This window comes from Thermobacillus xylanilyticus, from assembly GCF_907165215.1.
Lineage (GTDB): Bacteria > Bacillota > Bacilli > Paenibacillales > Paenibacillaceae > Thermobacillus > Thermobacillus xylanilyticus.
This window is the reverse complement of record NZ_CAJRAY010000075.1, coordinates 1-19,251: the sequence shown is the minus strand read 5'-3', so window position 1 is coordinate 19,251 and position 19,251 is coordinate 1. Positions and strand designations below refer to the sequence as shown.

The 19,251-nt window shown below is 61.0% G+C and carries 16 protein-coding genes; 11 read left to right on the top strand and 5 right to left on the bottom strand.

Going from position 1 to position 19,251, the window contains the following annotated elements:
* Positions 1–134 precede the first annotated feature (134 nt).
* The 4 genes from KJQ12_RS13745 to KJQ12_RS13730 form a co-directional block, all read right to left on the bottom strand.
* Positions 135–1,139: an SPFH domain-containing protein gene (locus tag KJQ12_RS13745; protein ID WP_213485167.1), complete on the bottom strand. Its 1,005-nt coding sequence runs from the start codon at positions 1,137–1,139 to the stop codon at positions 135–137.
* A 24-nt stretch (positions 1,140–1,163) separates the two neighbouring features.
* Positions 1,164–1,964, bottom strand: coding sequence for a TPM domain-containing protein (locus KJQ12_RS13740; RefSeq protein ID WP_244860612.1), 801 nt, complete (start codon positions 1,962–1,964; stop codon positions 1,164–1,166).
* Positions 1,961–2,986 (bottom strand): TFIIB-type zinc ribbon-containing protein, encoded by a 1,026-nt coding sequence (locus KJQ12_RS13735; RefSeq protein ID WP_213485165.1) that lies wholly within the window; start codon positions 2,984–2,986, stop codon positions 1,961–1,963. Before KJQ12_RS13735 ends, KJQ12_RS13740 begins: the two co-directional genes overlap by 4 nt.
* Positions 2,987–3,074: 88 nt before the next feature.
* On the bottom strand, positions 3,075–3,764 hold the full coding sequence (locus KJQ12_RS13730; RefSeq protein WP_213485164.1) for a PspA/IM30 family protein: 690 nt from the start codon (positions 3,762–3,764) through the stop codon (positions 3,075–3,077).
* 178 nt (positions 3,765–3,942) lie between these two features.
* Here KJQ12_RS13730 and KJQ12_RS13725 point away from each other — a divergent pair, with 178 nt between their 5' ends.
* From KJQ12_RS13725 to pssA, 4 genes are all read left to right on the top strand, one after another.
* Positions 3,943–4,872, top strand: coding sequence for an alpha/beta hydrolase family protein (locus KJQ12_RS13725; RefSeq protein WP_213485163.1), 930 nt, complete (start codon positions 3,943–3,945; stop codon positions 4,870–4,872).
* A gap of 105 nt (positions 4,873–4,977) precedes the next feature.
* Entirely contained in the window at positions 4,978–6,342 is a 1,365-nt protein-coding gene (gene radA, locus KJQ12_RS13720; RefSeq protein WP_213485161.1) for a DNA repair protein RadA, read from the top strand.
* 26 nt (positions 6,343–6,368) lie between these two features.
* Positions 6,369–7,445, top strand: coding sequence for a DNA integrity scanning diadenylate cyclase DisA (gene disA, locus KJQ12_RS13715; protein WP_213485160.1), 1,077 nt, complete (start codon positions 6,369–6,371; stop codon positions 7,443–7,445).
* A gap of 175 nt (positions 7,446–7,620) precedes the next feature.
* The gene (gene pssA, locus KJQ12_RS13710) at positions 7,621–8,358 is read left to right on the top strand and encodes a CDP-diacylglycerol--serine O-phosphatidyltransferase (protein WP_213485158.1); all 738 of its coding nucleotides are present in this window, start codon (positions 7,621–7,623) and stop codon (positions 8,356–8,358) included.
* 88 nt (positions 8,359–8,446) lie between these two features.
* On the opposite strand, the gene KJQ12_RS13705 is transcribed toward pssA, so the two are convergent.
* Positions 8,447–8,833 (bottom strand): hypothetical protein, encoded by a 387-nt coding sequence (locus KJQ12_RS13705; RefSeq protein ID WP_015253255.1) that lies wholly within the window; start codon positions 8,831–8,833, stop codon positions 8,447–8,449.
* A 187-nt stretch (positions 8,834–9,020) separates the two neighbouring features.
* Between KJQ12_RS13705 and KJQ12_RS13700 the strand changes: the two genes are divergently transcribed.
* The 7 genes from KJQ12_RS13700 (at position 9,021) to KJQ12_RS13670 (ending at position 19,065) form a co-directional block, all read left to right on the top strand.
* Complete coding sequence (locus tag KJQ12_RS13700; RefSeq protein WP_213485157.1) at positions 9,021–10,115, top strand: PIN/TRAM domain-containing protein; 1,095 nt, start codon at positions 9,021–9,023, stop codon at positions 10,113–10,115.
* A gap of 215 nt (positions 10,116–10,330) precedes the next feature.
* Positions 10,331–11,668, top strand: coding sequence for an ABC transporter substrate-binding protein (locus KJQ12_RS13695; protein WP_213485155.1), 1,338 nt, complete (start codon positions 10,331–10,333; stop codon positions 11,666–11,668).
* 154 nt (positions 11,669–11,822) lie between these two features.
* Complete coding sequence (locus KJQ12_RS13690; RefSeq protein WP_213485153.1) at positions 11,823–13,559, top strand: cache domain-containing sensor histidine kinase; 1,737 nt, start codon at positions 11,823–11,825, stop codon at positions 13,557–13,559.
* Entirely contained in the window at positions 13,556–15,067 is a 1,512-nt protein-coding gene (locus KJQ12_RS13685; RefSeq protein WP_213485151.1) for a response regulator, read from the top strand. The genes KJQ12_RS13690 and KJQ12_RS13685 overlap by 4 nt, the downstream gene beginning before the upstream one ends.
* Positions 15,068–15,104: 37 nt before the next feature.
* Entirely contained in the window at positions 15,105–15,989 is an 885-nt protein-coding gene (locus KJQ12_RS13680) for a carbohydrate ABC transporter permease (protein ID WP_425315977.1), read from the top strand.
* Positions 15,986–16,801, top strand: coding sequence for a carbohydrate ABC transporter permease (locus tag KJQ12_RS13675; RefSeq protein WP_213485148.1), 816 nt, complete (start codon positions 15,986–15,988; stop codon positions 16,799–16,801). Before KJQ12_RS13680 ends, KJQ12_RS13675 begins: the two co-directional genes overlap by 4 nt.
* A 41-nt stretch (positions 16,802–16,842) precedes the next feature.
* Positions 16,843–19,065, top strand: coding sequence for an alpha-galactosidase (locus KJQ12_RS13670; protein WP_213485147.1), 2,223 nt, complete (start codon positions 16,843–16,845; stop codon positions 19,063–19,065).
* Positions 19,066–19,251: the final 186 nt, after the last annotated feature.

Here is a 19,251-nt window from a genome sequence, read left to right as displayed (position 1 = left end):
ACCCGCATGTACGGTGGTGTGAGAGGTCGGGGGCTAGCCGCCCCCTCCTACTCGATTGGCGATGCATTGATGGCTGCTGTAACGCGGGAAAAAACTGCCCTGACGTCCGTCGGGGCAGCCATGTGATGCAACAATCAAACCAGCTTGTGCCCGCAGTTCGAGCAGAAATTGCCTTCGCCCGCCTTCGTTCCGCAGTTCGGGCAGAAGTTCGGCCGGACGGCGCCGCCGGACTGCGGCGTCTGCACGGCGGGCTGCGGCTGAACCGGCTGCGGCCGGGCCGGCTGTTGCTGCGCCGTCTGCTGATTCATCTGCTCCAGCATCTTCCCGGCGACCTGCATGCCCATCATCATCCCCGCCATATCCGCCGCGGTACCGCCGCCCGCCATCTTGCCGGAGGCCATTCCCTCGGTCATGGCGATCTGCTGGTACCGGCCGATATCGCCCACCATGCCCTGGGAAGCGACCTTGTTGATCATGTCCTGGACTTCCTTCGGATAGTTGAAGCTGATGATGTTGAAGCCGGTGATCGAAATGCCGCTCTTCATCATCTCCATGTCCAGGTCCTCGCGGATGCCCCGGCCGATCTCGAACGAATTGGCCTGCAGGTTGAACATGTCCTTGCCTTCCCGCGTAATCCATTTCATCAGGAGCTGATCGAGCACGGCGCTGATCCGGAGGCGCACGTCTTCGACCAGATATTGGTCGCGCACGCCGGCAATCTGGTCGATGAGCGTCACATAGTCGCTCACCTTGAAGGTGAACGTGCCGTTGGCGCGGACCGGCATGCCGCCGGGGAATCCTTGCGCCGGAATGTTGATGACGTTCGGCGTCCCCCATTTCACGACGAATTCCTTCGTGCTGACGAACAGTACTTCCACCCGCATGCCGCTGTTGAAGCCGAATTTGATGCCTTTGAGCGTGGACAGGAACGGGATGATCTGCGATTCGATGTCATACTCGCCTTCGTCGCGGAATATCCCCTCGATCTTCCCGTTGTTCAGGAAGATCGCGTCCTGTCCCGGGCGGATGATCAACCGGCTGCCCTTCTTGATCTCGTCATTCTTCCACTTGTAAAAAATCATGTCGTCGCGAAATTCCTGCCATTCCACCACATTCGCGAACTGTTTGCGGAAAAACATGACCACTCCTCCTCGCTTCGGAAATCAAAACTTGCCCCTGCTGCTGCTGAAGGAACGTCCGCCCGGCGTGACACCGCCGCCACCGCCTCCGAAGCTGCCGCCGCCGGAGGAAGGCTTCTCGATCTTCGTCCGCGTGACGGTCTTGTTGATGAAACGATCATGCTTGGCGACAATGCCCGATCGTGTTTCGTCCAGATAGGTGCGGGCGTTCACGGTCACCCGGCCGCCGGAGTTGATTGCCATGAAGCCGACTGCCACGCCGGCGACAACCAGGGAGACGGCTGCCTGAAACCAGAACTTGAACAAAATATTGTCCGGATTGACGCCGGGACGGTAGCCCATGTATTGATGCGCCAGCTTGACATACTTCTCGAACGCTTCGTAGTAATCGCCTTCCGAGAGGGAGGGCGTAATCTTCGTGCGGATTTTGTCCAGTCTTCCGGAATCGAGCCGCGTTTCGGCCTTGCCGAATCCGGCTAGGAACACATCCCGCTCCTTCAGGTCAATGGCCAGAATCGCCGCGTTGCCGTGGGGCTTGTCATAGCCCGGCGCGGTCTCGTCGTAGAAGTGCGCGACGTAGTCCTGAATGTCCATGCCGCCGGTACCGTCCAGCGTGATGATGATGAAGTCGGTTTCGCGATTTGCGCCCAATCTGGCGGCAAGGCCGGCGAGTGCGGCCTCTTCCTCGTCGGAGAGCAATTCCGCGTAATCGTACACCAGAGGCCCGCTCGCGGCCTGAATCGCTTGCGGTGTGCTCATCAGTCCGATTCCGAACACCAGCAGCAAGAGCATCGTAAAGCAGGCGTTTCTCCTCCGTCCGTTCACAGGAAACCGCCTCCCATCGCCAAGGACAAGAACTTCATCGCCAGAAACACGCCGGCCGCAATGCCGCCGAACCAGGCGGCGATTTTCCCGTAGCTGAGCGGAGGCTTGCCGACCACCTTGCCGGTCTGGCCGTTCATGACGAAATTGTGCTCAAAATTATCGTAATCATAGACGACAAGCCAGACGGGGAGCAGCACGTAGTGGCTTTTCACGTTTCGCGTCTCGATATCCTCCGACATGCGGGTAACGGTGGTGTAGCCGGACAGGCTTGAACCGATGGCCGACTCGATGTAGCTGCGGATCTTGTTTTTGGCCCGATCCAGCAATTCGGCGTCCGTAAACTGATATTTCTCCGCCAGATAACCGGCCAGATACGGCGGTTTGAACTCCTTCAGGCCGCTGTATTGATAGGGCTCCAGACGGTCCATGAAACGGTCGTCCATTTTCACGGATGCGTCAACGGGAACTTTCACGTAGTGGAGATCGAGCTCGCGGTAGACGTCGTAATAGCTGGTCTCGGTGTACAGGTAATCGCCGCTTGTATAGGTGCGGACCTTCGTGGCGGTGGCGTTCACCCTCGCCCGGCTGTTCAGGTCGTACAGCCAGAACGGCACATAGATGCCCGTGATGCTCTTGATCCGGTCGGCCGTCATGAAGCCTTTCGGCGTAAGCAGCCCGTTCCGGCACCATTTCTTGAACGCCTTGATCGCTTCTTCCTTGCTGACGGTAAACGGGATGACGTAATGCGGCGACTGGTCGCCCGTCACCCGTTCCGCGATGACGACGCCGGCGCCGCAGAAACTGCAGGTTGTCGCGGCCGTCTCGGGTAGCGCCATGAGATCGGCGCCGCAGTTGTTGCAATGCCAGGTGACGGTCTCGGTCGCCTCCCCCGCCGGTTCGCGCGGAACGTCCATCTCTTCGATGTCCAGCCGCGTGCGGCAGGAGGGGCAGGCGAGCTTTCCCGTATCGGCGTCATAGATCATGTCGCTTCCGCAGTGCGGACATTTGTAATGCAGGACCAAAGCGCGTCACCCCTTTCCGTTCGAACCCGATAAGCCGATCCTAACAAGAGAAAAAAGCCGCGGCCTCTTGCGGGCCGCAGCTTTCCGGTCAAGCTTGTTCCTTGCCCTGAATGCGCGCTTTCAGAGCGGCCAATTCGTCGTCGATTGACGTCCCCGAAGGGGTGTCATATTTCGCTTTCAGTTCTTCGATATCGTCCGTGGCGCCCGCGTTCAGCTCGGCCAGCGCCTCGGCTTTGTCGAGCTCGCGGTTGATCTTGTCTTCCATGCGCTCGAATGCGGCGAGCGAGCGGCCGGAATCCGTCACCGACGATGTGATCTGATTGATCCGCTGCTGCGTCTTCGCCACCGACCATTTCGCTTTCAGCATCGCCCGGCGTTTCTCCAGCTCGCTGATGTCGCTTACCAGCTTGTCATGGAGCTGCCGCATCCGCTCGGCGTTGGAAGCGGCGATCTGCCACGCCTTGTGCAGCGACTCGGCGTTCGCGGCCGCAGCCGCTTTCCGTTCGAGAAATTTCCGCGCATCGGCTTCGTTGCCGGCTTCGAGCGCCTTGATGGCATATTGCTCGAGCTTCGCGATCTCTTCCTGGTTCTCGTCGTATTCCCGCTTGGTGCGGCGCTCTTCGGCGATGACCGCGGCGGTCTCCGACTTCACTTTCCCCAGGTCGCTGTTCAGGTTGCGCAAGTATTGGTCAATCATTTTTTCCGGGTCTTCCGCTTTATCGAGCAATGCATTGAAGTTTGCGGCCATGATGTCCCTGAAACGTGCCAAAATGCTCATCGTACCCAGCCTCCCGTTCATAATGGATGCGAATCGCCAACTACAGTATTTGATACTGTCCGGCCGGGGAAAAGGTTTCAACCAGGTTCTGCAATCTGGTAAACTTTTAGAAAGCGGATACAAATAACGGACTTGCGAGTGAATAGCTCTGCAAACCAGAAGGCGGGTGCATGGACGGATGACCTGGGAACTCGCAGATCCCGGCAAACGGAAGGCGCGGCGGGACGCTTTGTACGCCCTGCTCGGCAAACTTCCCGAGCGGCGAGGCGTGCCCGAAGCCAGGACGGTTGATTCGAGCGTCGAGGGCGGCATTAAGATCGAGAAGCTGATCCTGGATCTGAACGGATTGGAGCCGGTGCCGGCGTACTTTCTGAAGCCGGCCGGCGCGGAAGGCCGGCTGCCGCTCGTCATCTACAATCATTCGCACGGCGGCTACTACGACGTCGGCAAGGAGGAAGTGTTGCGCTCGGCGCCTTATCTGCTCAAGCCGGCTTACGGGGAAGCGCTGACGGCGGAAGGGTATGCGGTGCTCTGCATCGACCATTGGGCGTTCGGCGAGCGCAGCACGCGGACGGAAAGGCAGATTTTCAAGGAAATGCTCTGGCGCGGCCGCGTCATGTGGGGGATGATGGTGTTCGACAGCCTGCGCGCGGTCGATTACGCGGCGTCCCGGCCGGACGTCGATCCGGAGCGGATCGCCACCCTCGGCATGTCGATGGGCAGCACGATGGCCTGGTGGCTGGCGGCGCTTGAACCGCGCATCCGGGCCGTCGTCGACATCTGCTCGCTATCCGAGTACGATGCGCTGCTTGAGACCGGAGCCTATGACGGGCACAATCTCTACTATTTCGTGCCGGGGCTGCTGGAACATTTCCGCGCCGCGGACATCAATGCGCTGATCGCCCCGCGGCCGCACCTCAGCCTGGCCGGCGAACATGACAAACTGACGCCGGTGCAGGGGCTCGACTCGATCGAGCGGGACATGCGGGAGATTTACCGGGCGCTGGGCGCGGAAGACCGGTGGCGGCAGCTGCGGTTCCCCGTCGGCCATGAAGAGACGGAGGAGATGCGGCGGGAGGCGCTCGCTTTTCTGCGGAAATGGCTATGATGGCGGATTGATAGAGAACATTTGTTCGCAATTCTCTTTCTTCCGGACGCCGAAAATGGTAAACTTGGAATGACAATTTGGCGGCGGAAACGGAGAAATCGAAGCATGGCGAAGATCAAGACGAAGTTTGTCTGCACGGAGTGCGGCACGGAATCGCCGAAGTGGATGGGCAAATGCCCCGGCTGCGGCGAATGGAACTCGATGGTCGAGGAGCGGGAGACCGCGCACAAAGCGCAGGCGGCGTCCCGAGCCTTCCAGACGCAAGAAAAACCGAAAGCGATCATACACATAGAAGGCGGGAGCGAACCGCGAATCGAGACGCGCATGCGGGAACTGAACCGCGTGCTCGGCGGCGGCGTCGTGCCCGGATCGCTCATCCTCGTCGGCGGCGATCCCGGCATCGGCAAGTCGACGCTGCTGCTGCAGACTTCGCACGAGCTGGCTGCTGCCGGGCGGACGGTGCTTTACGTATCGGGCGAAGAGTCGGTCCGGCAGACGAAAATGCGGGCGGACCGGCTGGGCGCGCTGCATGAGCGGCTGTTCGTCCTGTGCGAGACGAACGTCGAGGCGATCGGCGAGGCGATCGAGCAGGTGCAGCCGGATTTTCTCGTCATCGACTCGATCCAGACGGTGTACGAACCTTCCGTTCCATCCGCGCCCGGCAGCGTGGCGCAGGTGCGGGAATGCACCGCCTGGTTCATGCGGGCGGCGAAGATCCGGGGGATTGCAACCGTGCTGGTCGGGCATGTTACGAAGGAAGGCGCCATCGCCGGTCCGAGGCTCCTGGAACATATGGTGGACTGCGTTCTTTACTTCGAAGGCGAGCGGCATCATTCATACCGGCTGCTGCGGGCGGTCAAGAACCGGTTCGGCTCGACGAACGAGATCGGCATCTTCGAAATGTCGGAAGCCGGTCTGCGCGAGGTGGCGAATCCGTCGGAACTGTTCCTGTCCGAGCGTCCGCTCGGCGTCTCCGGCTCGACGGTCGCCGCCAGCATGGAGGGGACGCGGCCCGTCCTCGTCGAGCTGCAGGCGCTGGTCGCGCCGACGATGTTCCCGTCTCCGCGGCGCATGTCGGCCGGCATCGACCATCAGCGCATGGCGCTGATCATTGCCGTGCTCGAGAAGCGGCTCGGCCTGTTCCTCCAGAACCAGGACGCGTACCTGAACGTCGCGGGCGGCGTCCGGCTGGACGAACCGGCGGTCGATCTGGCGGCCGCCGTCAGCCTGGCTTCCAGCTTCCGCGACGCCCCGGCGCGGCCGTATGACGTCATCTTCGGCGAAGTGGGGCTGACCGGCGAAGTGCGCGCCGTCTCCCGCGCCGAGCAGCGGGTGAAGGAAGCGGCCAAGCTCGGGTTCAAGCGGGTCATCATGCCGGAGCGGAGCATGAGGGGCTGGAAGCCTCCGGAGGGCATCGAGATCATCGGCGTCGGATCGGTGGAAGAAGCGCTCAGCGTCGCATTGGGTTAGACGGCAGGGCAGGAGGCTGTACGGTCATGAAACCATCGAATCCGCAGGATGTGATGAACCGGCTGCTGCAGCTCGTCGCTCCGGGAACGCCGTTCCGCGAAGGGCTGGAGAATGTGCTGCGGGCCAAGACGGGCGCGCTGATCGTCGTCGGGTACGGGCCGGAAGTGGCGGCGGTCGTCGACGGCGGTTTCGCGATCGACTGCGAATTTACCCCCAATAACTTGTATGAATTGGCGAAAATGGACGGCGCGATCATCCTGAGCGGCGATCTGGAGCGCATCCTGTACGCGAACGCGCAGCTCATTCCGGACAGCTCGATCCCGTCGAGCGAGACCGGCATCCGCCACCGGACGGCGGAGCGGGTGGCGAAGCAGACCGGCAAGCTCGTCATCTCGATCTCGCAGCGGCGCGGCGTCATCACGCTGTATCAGGGCGATCTGCGCTACGCGCTGAAAGATATCGGCGTCATTCTGACGAAAGCGAATCAGGCGATCCAGACGCTTGAGCACTATATGACCGTCTTGCGCCAGGACTTCACGAACCTGTCGGCATCCGAATTCGAGGAGATCGTCACGCTCGCGGAAGTGGCGTCCGTCATCCAGCGCATCGAGCGTGTGCTCCGGGTGAAAGCCGAGATCCAGCGGTATATTCACGAGCTCGGCACGGAAGGCCGGCTCATCCGCATGCAATTGGAAGAACTCGTCGGCGGCATCGAGAATGAATACAAACTGCTGCTCAACGACTACGCCAAGAATGTCGAAGCGGACAAAGTCCGCGAAGTCGCGGCGTCGCTCGGCAGGCTGACCATCGAGGAGCTGCTGGACCCGGCCGTCGTCGTCCGCCTGCTCGGGTATCCGCACGCGCAGGCCGGCGCGGAGGAACCGGTCCGGCCGCGCGGCTTCCGCCTGCTGAGCAAGATCCCGCGCCTGCCGTCCGTCATTCGTAACAATCTGGTTCAGCGGTTCGGCAGCCTGCCGCGGATTCTTGCGGCGACGATCGAAGAGCTCGATGAGGTGGACGGCGTCGGCGAAGCGAGGGCCCGCGCCATCCGGGACGGTCTGCGGCGCCTGCAGGAACAAGTGTTCATTGACAGGCACATCTGATATTCATTAGAATAGGGTGAATCCCGCTCCCCGACATTGTTCGAAGATAAGCCTTGATAAGCTTTTCGCTTGCCAATCGGCTTGTCTTCCACCGCAGAACGGATGCGTTCGCCCGAATGGACGACGCCGGACGTGACGTTTTGCTTGGGGTCACAGAAGAGATGAGGTGGAGCAGATGATCACGAAGTCCATACCGAGCCTGATCACGGTCGGCAACCTGTTCCTCGGGATTGCCGCGATCATGCTCGTGTTCCATGGAAACCCGGAACTGGCGGCCCTGATGGTCATCTTCGCCATGCTGCTCGACGGCGTGGACGGCCGAATTGCCCGGGCGCTGGACGCGCAGACCGATTTCGGCAAGGAACTGGACTCGCTGTCCGATGTCATTTCCTTCGGCGTTGCTCCGGCCTTCATCATGTACGTCGCCGCGTTTCAGGATGTGAATCCGGCCGCGGCCTGGATCATTACGGCAATCTTCCCGATCTGCGGCGCGCTTCGGCTGGCGCGGTTCAACACCGCCTCCGGATCGCCGGGTTATTTCGTCGGCTTGCCGATTCCGGCCGCAGGCGTCGTCGTCGCGACGCTGGCGCTGTTCTACGAAGACATTCCCGTCATCGTGCTGATGATCACCACGCTGGCGCTGTCGTTCCTGATGGTCAGCAACATCAAGTACCCGAATTTCAAGAAGGTCGGCATTCCGAAGCAAGCGGTATGGATCGCGCCGCTGATCGTGGCGGTCACCGTCGCGCTCGGCCTGCTGTTCCCCGACCATCTGCCGAAGATCGTCTTTATTCCGCTTGTGCTGTATGCGCTCTACGGACTAAAAAAAAACGTTGACCGCCGCCTCGCCAAGAAGAAGCGGACCCGTGCCCGCCAGGCGGAGGAGTCGACGCAATCCGAACACACGGCTTGAATCCAAGCAAACAAGCCCGAGGACATGCATCCGCAGTCTTCGGGCTTTTTTCGTCGTTCCGACAGGTGGTTAAGACGCCGGGCGGGGATCAGGTCATGTTGAAAATGCCCAGCGTGGCGCATTTCTTCGATTCCTCTTCGAGCACGTCGTCCAGCTTGATGTCGAGCAGATTGGCGAGCGCGCCCATGTAGAACATCTGCTTGCCGAGCTCGGCCTTCAGCACGTCCCGGCAGTTCTCGCACAACGTTCCCGAGATGTGATGGTCGAGCTTCAGCTTCAGCTCTTCGATATCGAGTTCGCTGCGGAAATCCTGCTTGCGGGCGTGCAGCTCGATGCACCCGCACTCCGTGACGGCCTTGGTGACGGCTCGGTTCACGGAAGCGCTCGATTGTCCGTGCTTGGACAACACATCCAACAGACTGCGATGGCGAAGCAGCAGCTCGGATACCTGCCGCTGAAAATCCTCCAGCGTCATCCTTCCACCTCATTTCGAGAATGTCGTTCACGATTTCCATTATAGAACATGCAAGGCCGGATTTCCAAAAGAAGATTTCTTAATAAACGCGATTGTGCACGGCGGAATCGGCCGCTTTCCGCGAAAATCGCCTCCCTACGGTTAGGGCGTCCAAGATCGGCGCATAATTGTAACGGAGGTGAAGAATATGGCGGTCAAACGCACGATCCAGGTACTGGGACTGATTCTCGGGGGAATGGCGGGCGACTCGCTTTACGCCTGGACCCATGGCACCGCACTCTGGAGCGGTTACGGCGATTGGTTCCGGTCGGGCAATTACTATACCAATGTCGCGCTCGGCGCGCTGATCGGCCTCGCGGCCGCGACGATGCTGGCCGGGCCGGCGGCGCGATGGATGCAGCAGGGCGCGGAACGCGCGGCGTCCATCCCGACGATCGATCTGGCGGCGGGAGGTCTGGGGCTGACGGCCGGTCTGGCGCTGTCGGCGCTTCTCTATCCGGCTGCTGCGGGATTGCCCGGTGCAGGGTTTGTCGTACCGGCGGTGATGACGTTATTTTTCGGTTATATGGGGATACGCATCGGGCTGAGCAAGAAAGAAGAACTCGCAAACCTCGTCCGGATGCTGCTGGAACCGCGTCAGGCACCGGCGCCGGAGGAAACCGAACCGCGGCACGAGGAGCACAAGATTCTGGATACCAGCGTCATCATCGACGGAAGGATTGCGGATATCTGCAAGACCGGATTCATCGAGGGTACTCTGGTCATTCCCGAATTCGTTCTGGAAGAATTGCAGCATATCGCCGATTCTTCCGATCTGCTCAAGCGGAACCGGGGACGGCGCGGGCTTGACATTCTGAACAAGATTCAGAAAGAACTGGACGTGAAAGTGCTGATCTACGAGGACGACTTCGACGAAATCGGCGAAGTGGACAGCAAGCTGGTGAAGCTGGCGAAGGCGCTGCACGGCAAAGTGGTGACGAACGATTTCAACCTGAACAAGGTGTGCGAGCTGCAGGGCGTGTCCGTCCTGAACATCAACGATCTGGCGAACGCCGTGAAGCCGGTCGTCCTGCCGGGCGAGGAGATCGTCGTCCAGGTCATCAAGGACGGCAAGGAGCACGGCCAGGGCGTCGCCTATCTGGACGACGGCACGATGATCGTCGTCGAAGGCGGGCGCGACTTCATCGGATCGACGATGGAAGTGCTCGTCACCAGCGTGCTGCAGACTTCGGCGGGGCGCATGATCTTCGCCAAGCCGAAACTGCTCGAGAAGGCGCAGTAAGCGGCGGATCGCCGTTGAACGCTTGCAGGCCGTCCGACGTCCCCGGCTCTTTATGGAGCGGGACGCCCCGGGCGGCCTTGGCGTGTTTTTAAGGCTGCCGGCAGCGAAAAATGAGCGCCTGAACCTAAAAACCGTGTCATTTGCAAGCGCTATCATATGTGTTAGCCTGAATCCGAACGAACCTGATCCTGTATTTCGAAAAGGGGGAACTTCAGTTGAAGAAGACGGCCTTTATCCTGCTTGCGGCGGTGATTGCCATCTCGCTTGCCCTGGCCGGCTGTTCCAAGCGCGAAGGCTCGGGGAACGGCGGCGCGCCGGGCGACACCCGGACGCCGGGGTCGACCGCATCGACGCCGGACAATTCGTCTTCGGACAATGCCGGCGCGGGGAACAAGAAGCGGATCACGGTCTACGGCACCGCGGCCGACAAAGCGGTTCAGGACGTGTACGAGGAGATTGCCCAGGCCTTCATGAAGGAGAACCCGGACATCGAAGTGGATCTGCAGTTTCCCGGATCGGAATACGAGAACATTCTGAAGGTCAAGATGGCGGCCAACGACTTGCCCGACGTCTGGGATACGCACGGCTGGGCGGTCATCCGGTACGGCAACTATCTGGCCGACCTGCGGGACGAAGCATGGGTCTCGGAGATGACGGACACCATCCGGGATGTGGTGACGGACGGGGACGGCAAAGTGCATGCGCTGGTGCTGGCCGAGGCGAAGGACGGGCTGACGTATAACGCCGATCTGCTCAGGCAGTACGACATTGAACCGCCCCGGACGATCGACGAACTGATGGCGGCCGCGGAGAAGCTGAAGACCGAAAGCAACGGCGAAGTCATGCCGTTCTATTTCTCCGGCATCGACGACTGGATGATCGGCCAGTTCTTCGACTATTTCGCGACATCGCTGCTCATCAGCCCGCAGCAGAACGAGGCGGAAAACCTGCTGAACGGCACGATGGATTGGGACAAATGGACGCCGCTCGCGGAAACGTTCCTCGAGATGTACAAACAAGGGTACATGAACAAGGACGTCCTGACGGCCAAATACAGCGACCTGCCGAACCTGTTCGCCCAGGGCAAAGTGGCGTTCACCCTGCTCGGTCCTTCCTTCGCCGACGAAGTGCACAAAATCAACCCGGACGTCGAAATCGGCCTGATGCCGGTGCCGGCCTGGTATCCGGACGACGAGCCGAACTTCTCGGGCGGCGAACGGTACACGATGGGTGTGTGGAAAGACAGCAAACATCTCGCTGAAGCCAAGAAACTGGTCGCCTATTTCGCGAAACCGGAGAACCTGGCCAAGTTCGCCGACGTGACCAAGCTGCCGGCCGGATTGAAGGGCATCGAGGCGGACCACGAGTTCACGGAATACTACCGGACATACGAAAACATCCGCGTATTCCCCTACTTCGACCGCGTCTATCTGCCGAACGGCATGTGGGACGTCATGTGCAAAACGGGAACCGCGCTCCTGGCCGAACAGGTGACGCCGCAGCAGTTCTCCGAGAAGATGAAACAGGAAGTCGAGCGTCTGAACAACAAGTAATATCTGCCGGACCTGCGGAAGGGGGCGCAAGCCGGCCCCTTTCCGCCCATCCCGCTCTCCCGCGCCGATTTTTTCCGTCCCCCGCCGTACGGGCGTCCGTTTATGATAGAGCTGTAAGACCGATCATGCGGCAAATGCGAGAGAGGGGATGGGCATGACACTGACGCTCCGGCACAAACTGATCATTCTGTACCTGCTTACCGTTGCGGTGCCCCTGGTTGTCCTGATCGCCATTCTGCCTTCCTACTATCGGGATCTGTTCAACCGGCAGACGTCGGAGCTGTACGAAGGCACACTGTCGTCCCTGACCTCCAACGTGGAGATGTATCTGGACGAACTGGAGCGGCTGACGATCGCGCCGTATCTGCTGAACGACGTCATGGTCGCCATGAAATTGAAAGCGGATAACCGCTTTGACGAAGCCAGCGAATATGCCCGGCATCTGGCGGAGCGTTCGCTCCGGTTCACGCTGCCGAATCAGCTGCGCCTTGCGCGCAAAGATATTCTGGGCACCATGCTGGTGCTGGCGGACGGTTCGGTGTACCCCGTCAACTACACGAACCAGCCGGTGGCTCCGGAACCCGGCTACCCGTACGAGCAGCAGGAATGGTATCGCAAGGCGGTGGAGCAGGACGGCAAGGTGGCGTACATCAGCAGCCACCCCCAGGATTATTTCGGCTCCGACCGGCAGGTATTCTCCGTGGCCCGGCTGCTCAAGGATCCGGATTCCGGCAAGCCGCTGGGCGTCATTCTGGCGGATGCCGACAACATCGTCCTGGAGAACATCATCCGCAACGTCCGGTTCAACGTGATGACCATCGTGGCGGTGCTCGACGAGAACAACCGGCCGCTGTATGCGAGCCGGCCGCTGAACGAATCGATGCTGGCCCAGCTGGCGGCGGGCGCGAAGACGGTGGAAGGCCCGGACGACACCTACCGGGCTGTCGTCAAAACGATGGACGCATCGGGCTGGAGCATCGCCGTCCTGTTCTCCAACCGGGAATTCCAGTCGCAGCTCGCGTGGATTTACCGAATCGGTCTGTTGTTCGCGGCGGGCGGGATTCTGCTGACGATGCTGCTGAATGTTTCGCTCACGCGCTGGATTGTCCACCCGTTCACGGACATGGTGCGCGTCATGAAGAAGGTGCAGCACGGCGATCTGAACCACCGGTTCAACATCAGGGGCAGGGATGAAATCGCCCAGCTGGGCGCCGCGCTCAATATCATGATCTCGAGACTGCGGGAAATGATCGACCGGGAATACCGGGCGGTGCTGGGCAGGCGGAACGCCGAATTCCGCGCCCTGCAATCCCAGATCCATCCGCATTTTCTGTACAACACGCTGAACGGCCTGATCGGCCTGAACCGCTCCGGGCAGCACCGGCTGCTGGAGAAGGCCATCCTGTCGCTGAGCGGCATGCTGCGTTACACGCTGGAACACGCGGATACGTCAACGCTCAAGCATGAAATGGACTTTCTCGCGGCGTACTGCGAACTTCAGAAACTGCGGTTCGGGGACCGGCTGGAATACCGCATCGAGTACCATCCGGATCTGGCGGGTTTCCGATTGCCCAAGCTGCTGCTCCAGCCGCTTGTTGAAAACGCTGTAATCCACGGGATCGAACCGCTGGACAGACCGGGCAGGCTGCTGGTCCGCGCGGAACGCGTGAAGGAGACGGACGGCGCCGGGGCGTCCCGGGTGCGCATTCGGATCGAGGACAACGGAGCGGGGTTTGACAGCGCCGCGTTCGGTGAAGGCGTCGGCATCGCGAACGTCCGCGAGCGGCTGATGCTGTTCAACCGGGGAGCCGCTTTGAAGCTGCACAGCGCGCCGGGCGAAGGGACGACGGCGGAACTGTCGATTCCGGCCGGGGAGGTGACTTCCGGATGAAAATTGTCATTGCCGATGACGAGCCGTTGGTGCGGGTCAGTCTGAACAGCATGATTCAGGAGATGGAGACCTCGTGGGAAATTGTCGGCGAAGCCGCCCAGGGGGAAGAAATGCTGGAGCTGCTTGCCCAGCATCAGCCGGAAGTGGCGATCGTCGACATCCGCATGCCGAAGCTGGACGGACTCGAAGCGATCCGCCGGGGCAAGGCGGTCTCCCCGCGCACGAGATGGATCATCCTGTCCGGCTTTTCGGATTTTCAGTATGCGCAACAGGCGCTCAGGCTCGGCGTGGATGAATATCTGCTGAAGCCGGTAGTGCCGGATGAACTGGAGAAGGCGCTCCATTCGGTCAGCATCCAGAACCGCGAGTATGCGTATTTGCTCAACTGCCAGTTCGAGAACCGGTTGATTTCCCTGATCCACGGGCTGACATCGCCGGCGGCCGAGCCGGAGGACAGCCTGCTGCGCACGGGACATTTCCAGGCGTTTGTCTTCAGCTTCGACAGCCCGCGGGATGCGCGGGGTCTGGAAGCGCTCAAGTGCGCGTTCATCGACGATTTGCGCCGATCCGTGCCGCATTATCTCGTCCACGGCCTGCATCTGGCGGTGTTCACGCTGACCGGCAATGAATATGTAGCGGCGGCGGTCTGGCGTCCGGAACGCAGGGAAGCCCGGCAGTCCGCCCGATCCTTTTTCCACCGTGCGGAGGAGACGGCCATCCAATACCGAAGCGGCGAGCTGGCCGTCACCGCGGTGCTCTCCGGCGAATGCGACCGCTGTGACCGGTTCCTTGAGCACCTTCGCGAGATCCAGGATTGTGCGGGCTTCCACATCGTATTCGGCATGAACCGGACCTGGACGTTCGAGCGGGTCCGCGGGCTCGCCGAGCAGGACGAAAGGCTGAAGCTCGGCCGTTTGCTTCTCCAGCTTGCAAGCGATTACCGGAACCGGTTGTATCTGAACTATCAGCATACGCTGGAGGAGATCAGGAATCATCTGGCCGGGCAGCCGGGACTTGTGCTGACCGAAGAGATGCGGCGCCATATCCGGGATTACGCGAAACTGGCCCTTGACGTGAGCTTGCCGGACGGGGACTGGGGAGCGTGGATCCGGCGGCTGAACGAATGGGGCGAGCAGTGGCTGCGGCAGCATGCGGATGCCGCGGAGCCGCAGGATCTGGTCGACCAGATGCTGCGGTATATCGACCGGCATTACATGAAGAACATCGGATTGAACCAGATCGCCGGCGAACTGAATGTGACGCCGAGTTACCTGAGCGCGCTGTTTCACAAGAAAACGGGAACAACGTTCATCAAATATTTGACCAGGCTCCGGATTCTGAAAGCGAAGGAGCTGCTGCTCGGCACGAACCTGCAGATCCGGCAGATCGCCGAGCAGGTCGGCTATCACAGTACCCGGTACTTCACCCGGCTGTTCGTGGACATGGTCGGGGAATACCCGTCGGATTTCCGGAAGAAGACAAGGGGAGAAGAACATGTCGGTCCGTAATCGAGAACAACCCAACCTCAAATCTCTTGTCCGGTTCATGCCGGAAAAGCTGCGGAACTCGCCGGCCTGGCTCAATCTGCTGTACGTTCCCGCTTTGCTGCTGTTCGGTCTGTTCATTCTCTATCCGTTCATCCGCGGGCTCATGTACTCCTTCACGAACTGGGACGGCTATTCCCAGACGTTCAAATGGATCGGATTGTCCAATTACCGGCGCATGTTCTCGGACCCCGATGTCGCGCGGGTCATCCGGAACACGTTCATTTACGGATTGGGCAGCGCGCTGCTGCAGAACATCATCGGGCTGGCGTACGCGCTGTTCCTGAACCAGAACATCCGCATGAGGGCGCTGACGCGCACGATCATCTATCTGCCGGCGATCATCAGCCCGTTGATCATGGGCTATATCTGGTATTTCTTCTTCCAGTACAACGGCGGGGCCATCAATGACATCATCCTGCTGTTTGCCGACGAGCCCGTCAATCTGCTGGGCGATCCGGACACCAACGTCTGGATGATCACGATCGTCAACACCTATCAATTTCTCGGCGTGGCGATGGTGATTCTGCTCGCGGGCCTTCAGGTGATTCCGAAAGAATTCCACGAAGCCGCGACGATCGACGGGGCCGGCACGCTGTCCCGCTTTCGGCACGTCACCTGGCCGCTGCTGGCGCCCGCCGTTACGGTCAGCGTCGTCCTCAATGTCATCGGCGGCCTGAAACTGTTCGACGTCATCACCGCCATGACGAACAGCGGACCGGGCTATTCGTCCGCATCCCTGTCCACGCTGATGTACCAGCTCTACTTCGGCAGACAGGATGCGGGGTATGCGGCGACGATCGGGAATTTGATGTTCGTCATCATTTCCGTCGTGAGCTTCACGTTCCTGTTCTATCTGAAGCGAAGGGAGACATCGTTGGCATGAGGAAGATCTCCTGGGGACGCGAATGGCTTGCGCTGGTCATTTGCCTCATCCATGTGCTGCCCTTCTACATTCTGGCCACGACTTCGTTCAAAGCGCACGACGACTTCTCCTCCAAATGGGTCGCGCCGGGATATCTGTACCTGGACAATTTCGTCAACGCCTGGAGAGAAGCGGACCTTGACCGGGCGATCGTCAACAATGTGGTCGTGACGGTCGGCTCGGGCCTGCTGATCGTGCTGATCGGCTCGATCGCCTCGTATCCGCTTGCGCGGCACCGGACGCCCCTGAACCGCGCGGTGTACGGCGTGTTCGTGTCCGCGCTGATCGTGCCGCCGCTCACGATTCTGGTGCCGCTGTACAAGTTCATGGTGGACATCGGAGGAATGAACCAGTTGTGGGGCATTATTTTGCTCCACGTCACGTTCAGCCTGCCGATCACGATCTTTCTGTACACGGGATTTATCAGCTCCATTCCGTACGAGCTGGAAGAAGCGGCGCTGATTGACGGAGCGGGTCGGTTCAAACTGTTCTACCTCATTCTGATGCCGCTCCTGAAGCCGATTACGGCGACCGTCATCATCCTGACGTGCGTGAACATCTGGAACGACTTCCAGTTCTCCGTGTTTTTCCTGCAGAAGCAAGAGATGCATACGATCACCGTCGCGTTGTCCGGCTTTTTCAGCCAGTACAACAATTACATCGGCTGGGTGGCGGCGGGTTCGTTCCTGGGCGCCATTCCGATCACGCTGGTGTATCTGTTCCTGCAGCGCTACTTTATTCAAGGTCTGTCCTCCGGAGCGGTAAAAGGATAAAGCGGGCGCGCATGCGAGGGTGACGAGGGAGGGTTGAATCGTTGGCGATTTTGTACGATGAAGGCAAGCGGATTTTTCATTTGCAGACGCCGGGCACGAGCTATGTCATCGGGCTGGTGAAGGATGAGGTGCCGGTTCATCTGTACTGGGGCCGGAAGCTGCGCGCGGGCGCCCTGGAACGGATGCTCCGCTGCGTGTGGCGGCACGAGCCTGTGCCGTATCCGGAGGACCGGACCGTGTCATTCAACGTATTGCCGCTGGAATACCCCGGCTGCGGGACGGGCGACTTCCGCCACCCGGCGTACCAGGCGCAGCTGGACGACGGCACGACGGCGGTGGAGCTGCTGTACGACAGCCACCGCATCTTCCGGGGCAAGCCTCCCCTCGACGGTCTGCCGGCCGTCTACACAGAAGCGGACGACGAAGCGGAGACGCTGGAGCTGACGCTGGTGAACCGGTATTCGGGGCTCAAGGCGGTGCTGTCCTATACGGTGTTCGAGCGGCATGACGCCATTGCCCGTTCGGTGCGGTTCGTCAACGGGGGAGACCGGCCGATCCGGCTGCTCCGCGCGTTCAGCGCCAGCGTCGACATGCCGGACAGCCATTACGATTGGCTCCATCTGAGCGGCGCCTGGCTGCGGGAGCGGATGATCGAGCGGCGGCGGCTCACGACGGGCATGCAGGGCATCGAAAGCCGGCGGGGAGCCAGCAGCCACCAGCACAATCCGTTCATCGCCCTGCTGGCGCCCGGGGCGGACGAGGATCACGGCGACGTGTACGCCTTCAGCCTCGTCTACAGCGGCAGCTTCGCGGCCCAGGCGGAAGTGGAGCAGTACGGCACAACCCGGGTGTCGATCGGGCTGAATCCGTTCGATTTCGGCTGGCTGCTCGAACCGGGCGCCGCGTTCCAGACGCCGGAGGCGGTCCTGGTCTATTCCGCAGAGGGGCTGGGCGGCATGTCCCGCACGTTCCACCGCCTGTACCGGACGCGGCTGTGCCGGGGCGAATACCGCGACCGGACGCGTCCGGTGCTCATCAACAACTGGGAAGCGACGTATTTCGACTTCAACGAAGCGAAGCTGCTGGAGATCGTGAGGTCGGCCCGTGCGCTCGGCATCGAACTGTTCGTGCTGGACGACGGCTGGTTCGGCAACCGCAGCGACGACACATCGTCGCTCGGGGACTGGAAGGTGAACGAGCGGAAGCTGCCCGGCGGCCTCCGCCGTCTGGCGGAACGGGTGCGGGATGAGGGGGTGATGTTCGGCCTGTGGGTGGAACCGGAGATGATTTCGCCGGACAGCGAACTGTACCGCAAGCACCCGGACTGGTGTCTTCATGTGCCGGGGAGGCGGCGGACAGAGACGCGGAACCAGCTCGTTCTGGATTTGTCGCGTGAAGACGTGTGCGATGCCGTAGGCGATATGATCGCCGGCGTGCTGGCATCCGCGCCGATCGGCTATGTGAAATGGGATATGAACCGGTACATGACGGAGATCGGCTCCGCCGCCCTGCCGCCCGAACGGCAGCGGGAAACGGCGCACCGGTACATGCTCGGGCTGTACCGGCTGCTCGACCGGCTGACCCGCGAATTTCCGCATATTCTGTTTGAAAGCTGCGCCAGCGGCGGCGGACGCTTCGATCCCGGGATGCTGTATTACATGCCCCAGACGTGGACGAGCGACAACACCGACGCGGTCGCCCGCTTGAAGATCCAGTACGGCACGAGCCTCGTCTATCCCGCCGTCAGCATGGGCGCCCATGTGTCGGCCGTGCCCAACCACCAGGCGGGCCGCGTCACGCCGCTGGATATGCGCGCGCATGCGGCCATGTCCGGCAATTTCGGGTACGAGCTGGACGCGACCGCCCTGACGGAAGAAGAACAAGCACGGGTGCGGGAGCAGGTCGCGCTGTACAAGGAGATCCGGCATCTGGTCCAGTTCGGCGATTTGTACCGGCTGCGCAGTCCGTTCGAGGGCAACGAGGCGGCCTGGATGTATGTGAGCGAAGACCGGTCGGAGGCGGCGGTGTTCTATTTCCGCGTGCTGGCCGAGGCGAATGAGCCGCTGCGGCGCCTCCGGCTGAAGGGCTTGAACCCGGACGCCGATTACCGGCTTGAGCCGCTCGACGGGCGGGAGGACGCGAACGGCGCGGGCATGGTGTACGGCGGAGACCATCTGATGTGGGCGGGCCTGCACGCCGATACGGGCTTCGGCGATTTCCAGAGCCGGCTGTGGCGGCTGAAGATGGTCCGCGAATCCAAATGAGACGTCTTTAACGGGAATGGCAAGCGGCTCTTGCGGGCGCGCTGCAATTCCCGTATTTTTTGGGCCGGAAAACCGATGTCCCGCCCTCTGCGCCATGTTCACCGTCCTCCGGGACGCCCGGCCCGGCGCGTGTCAACTCATATAAAAATGTTACCGAAGGGCAATGGATCACTCACGTAATTTTGT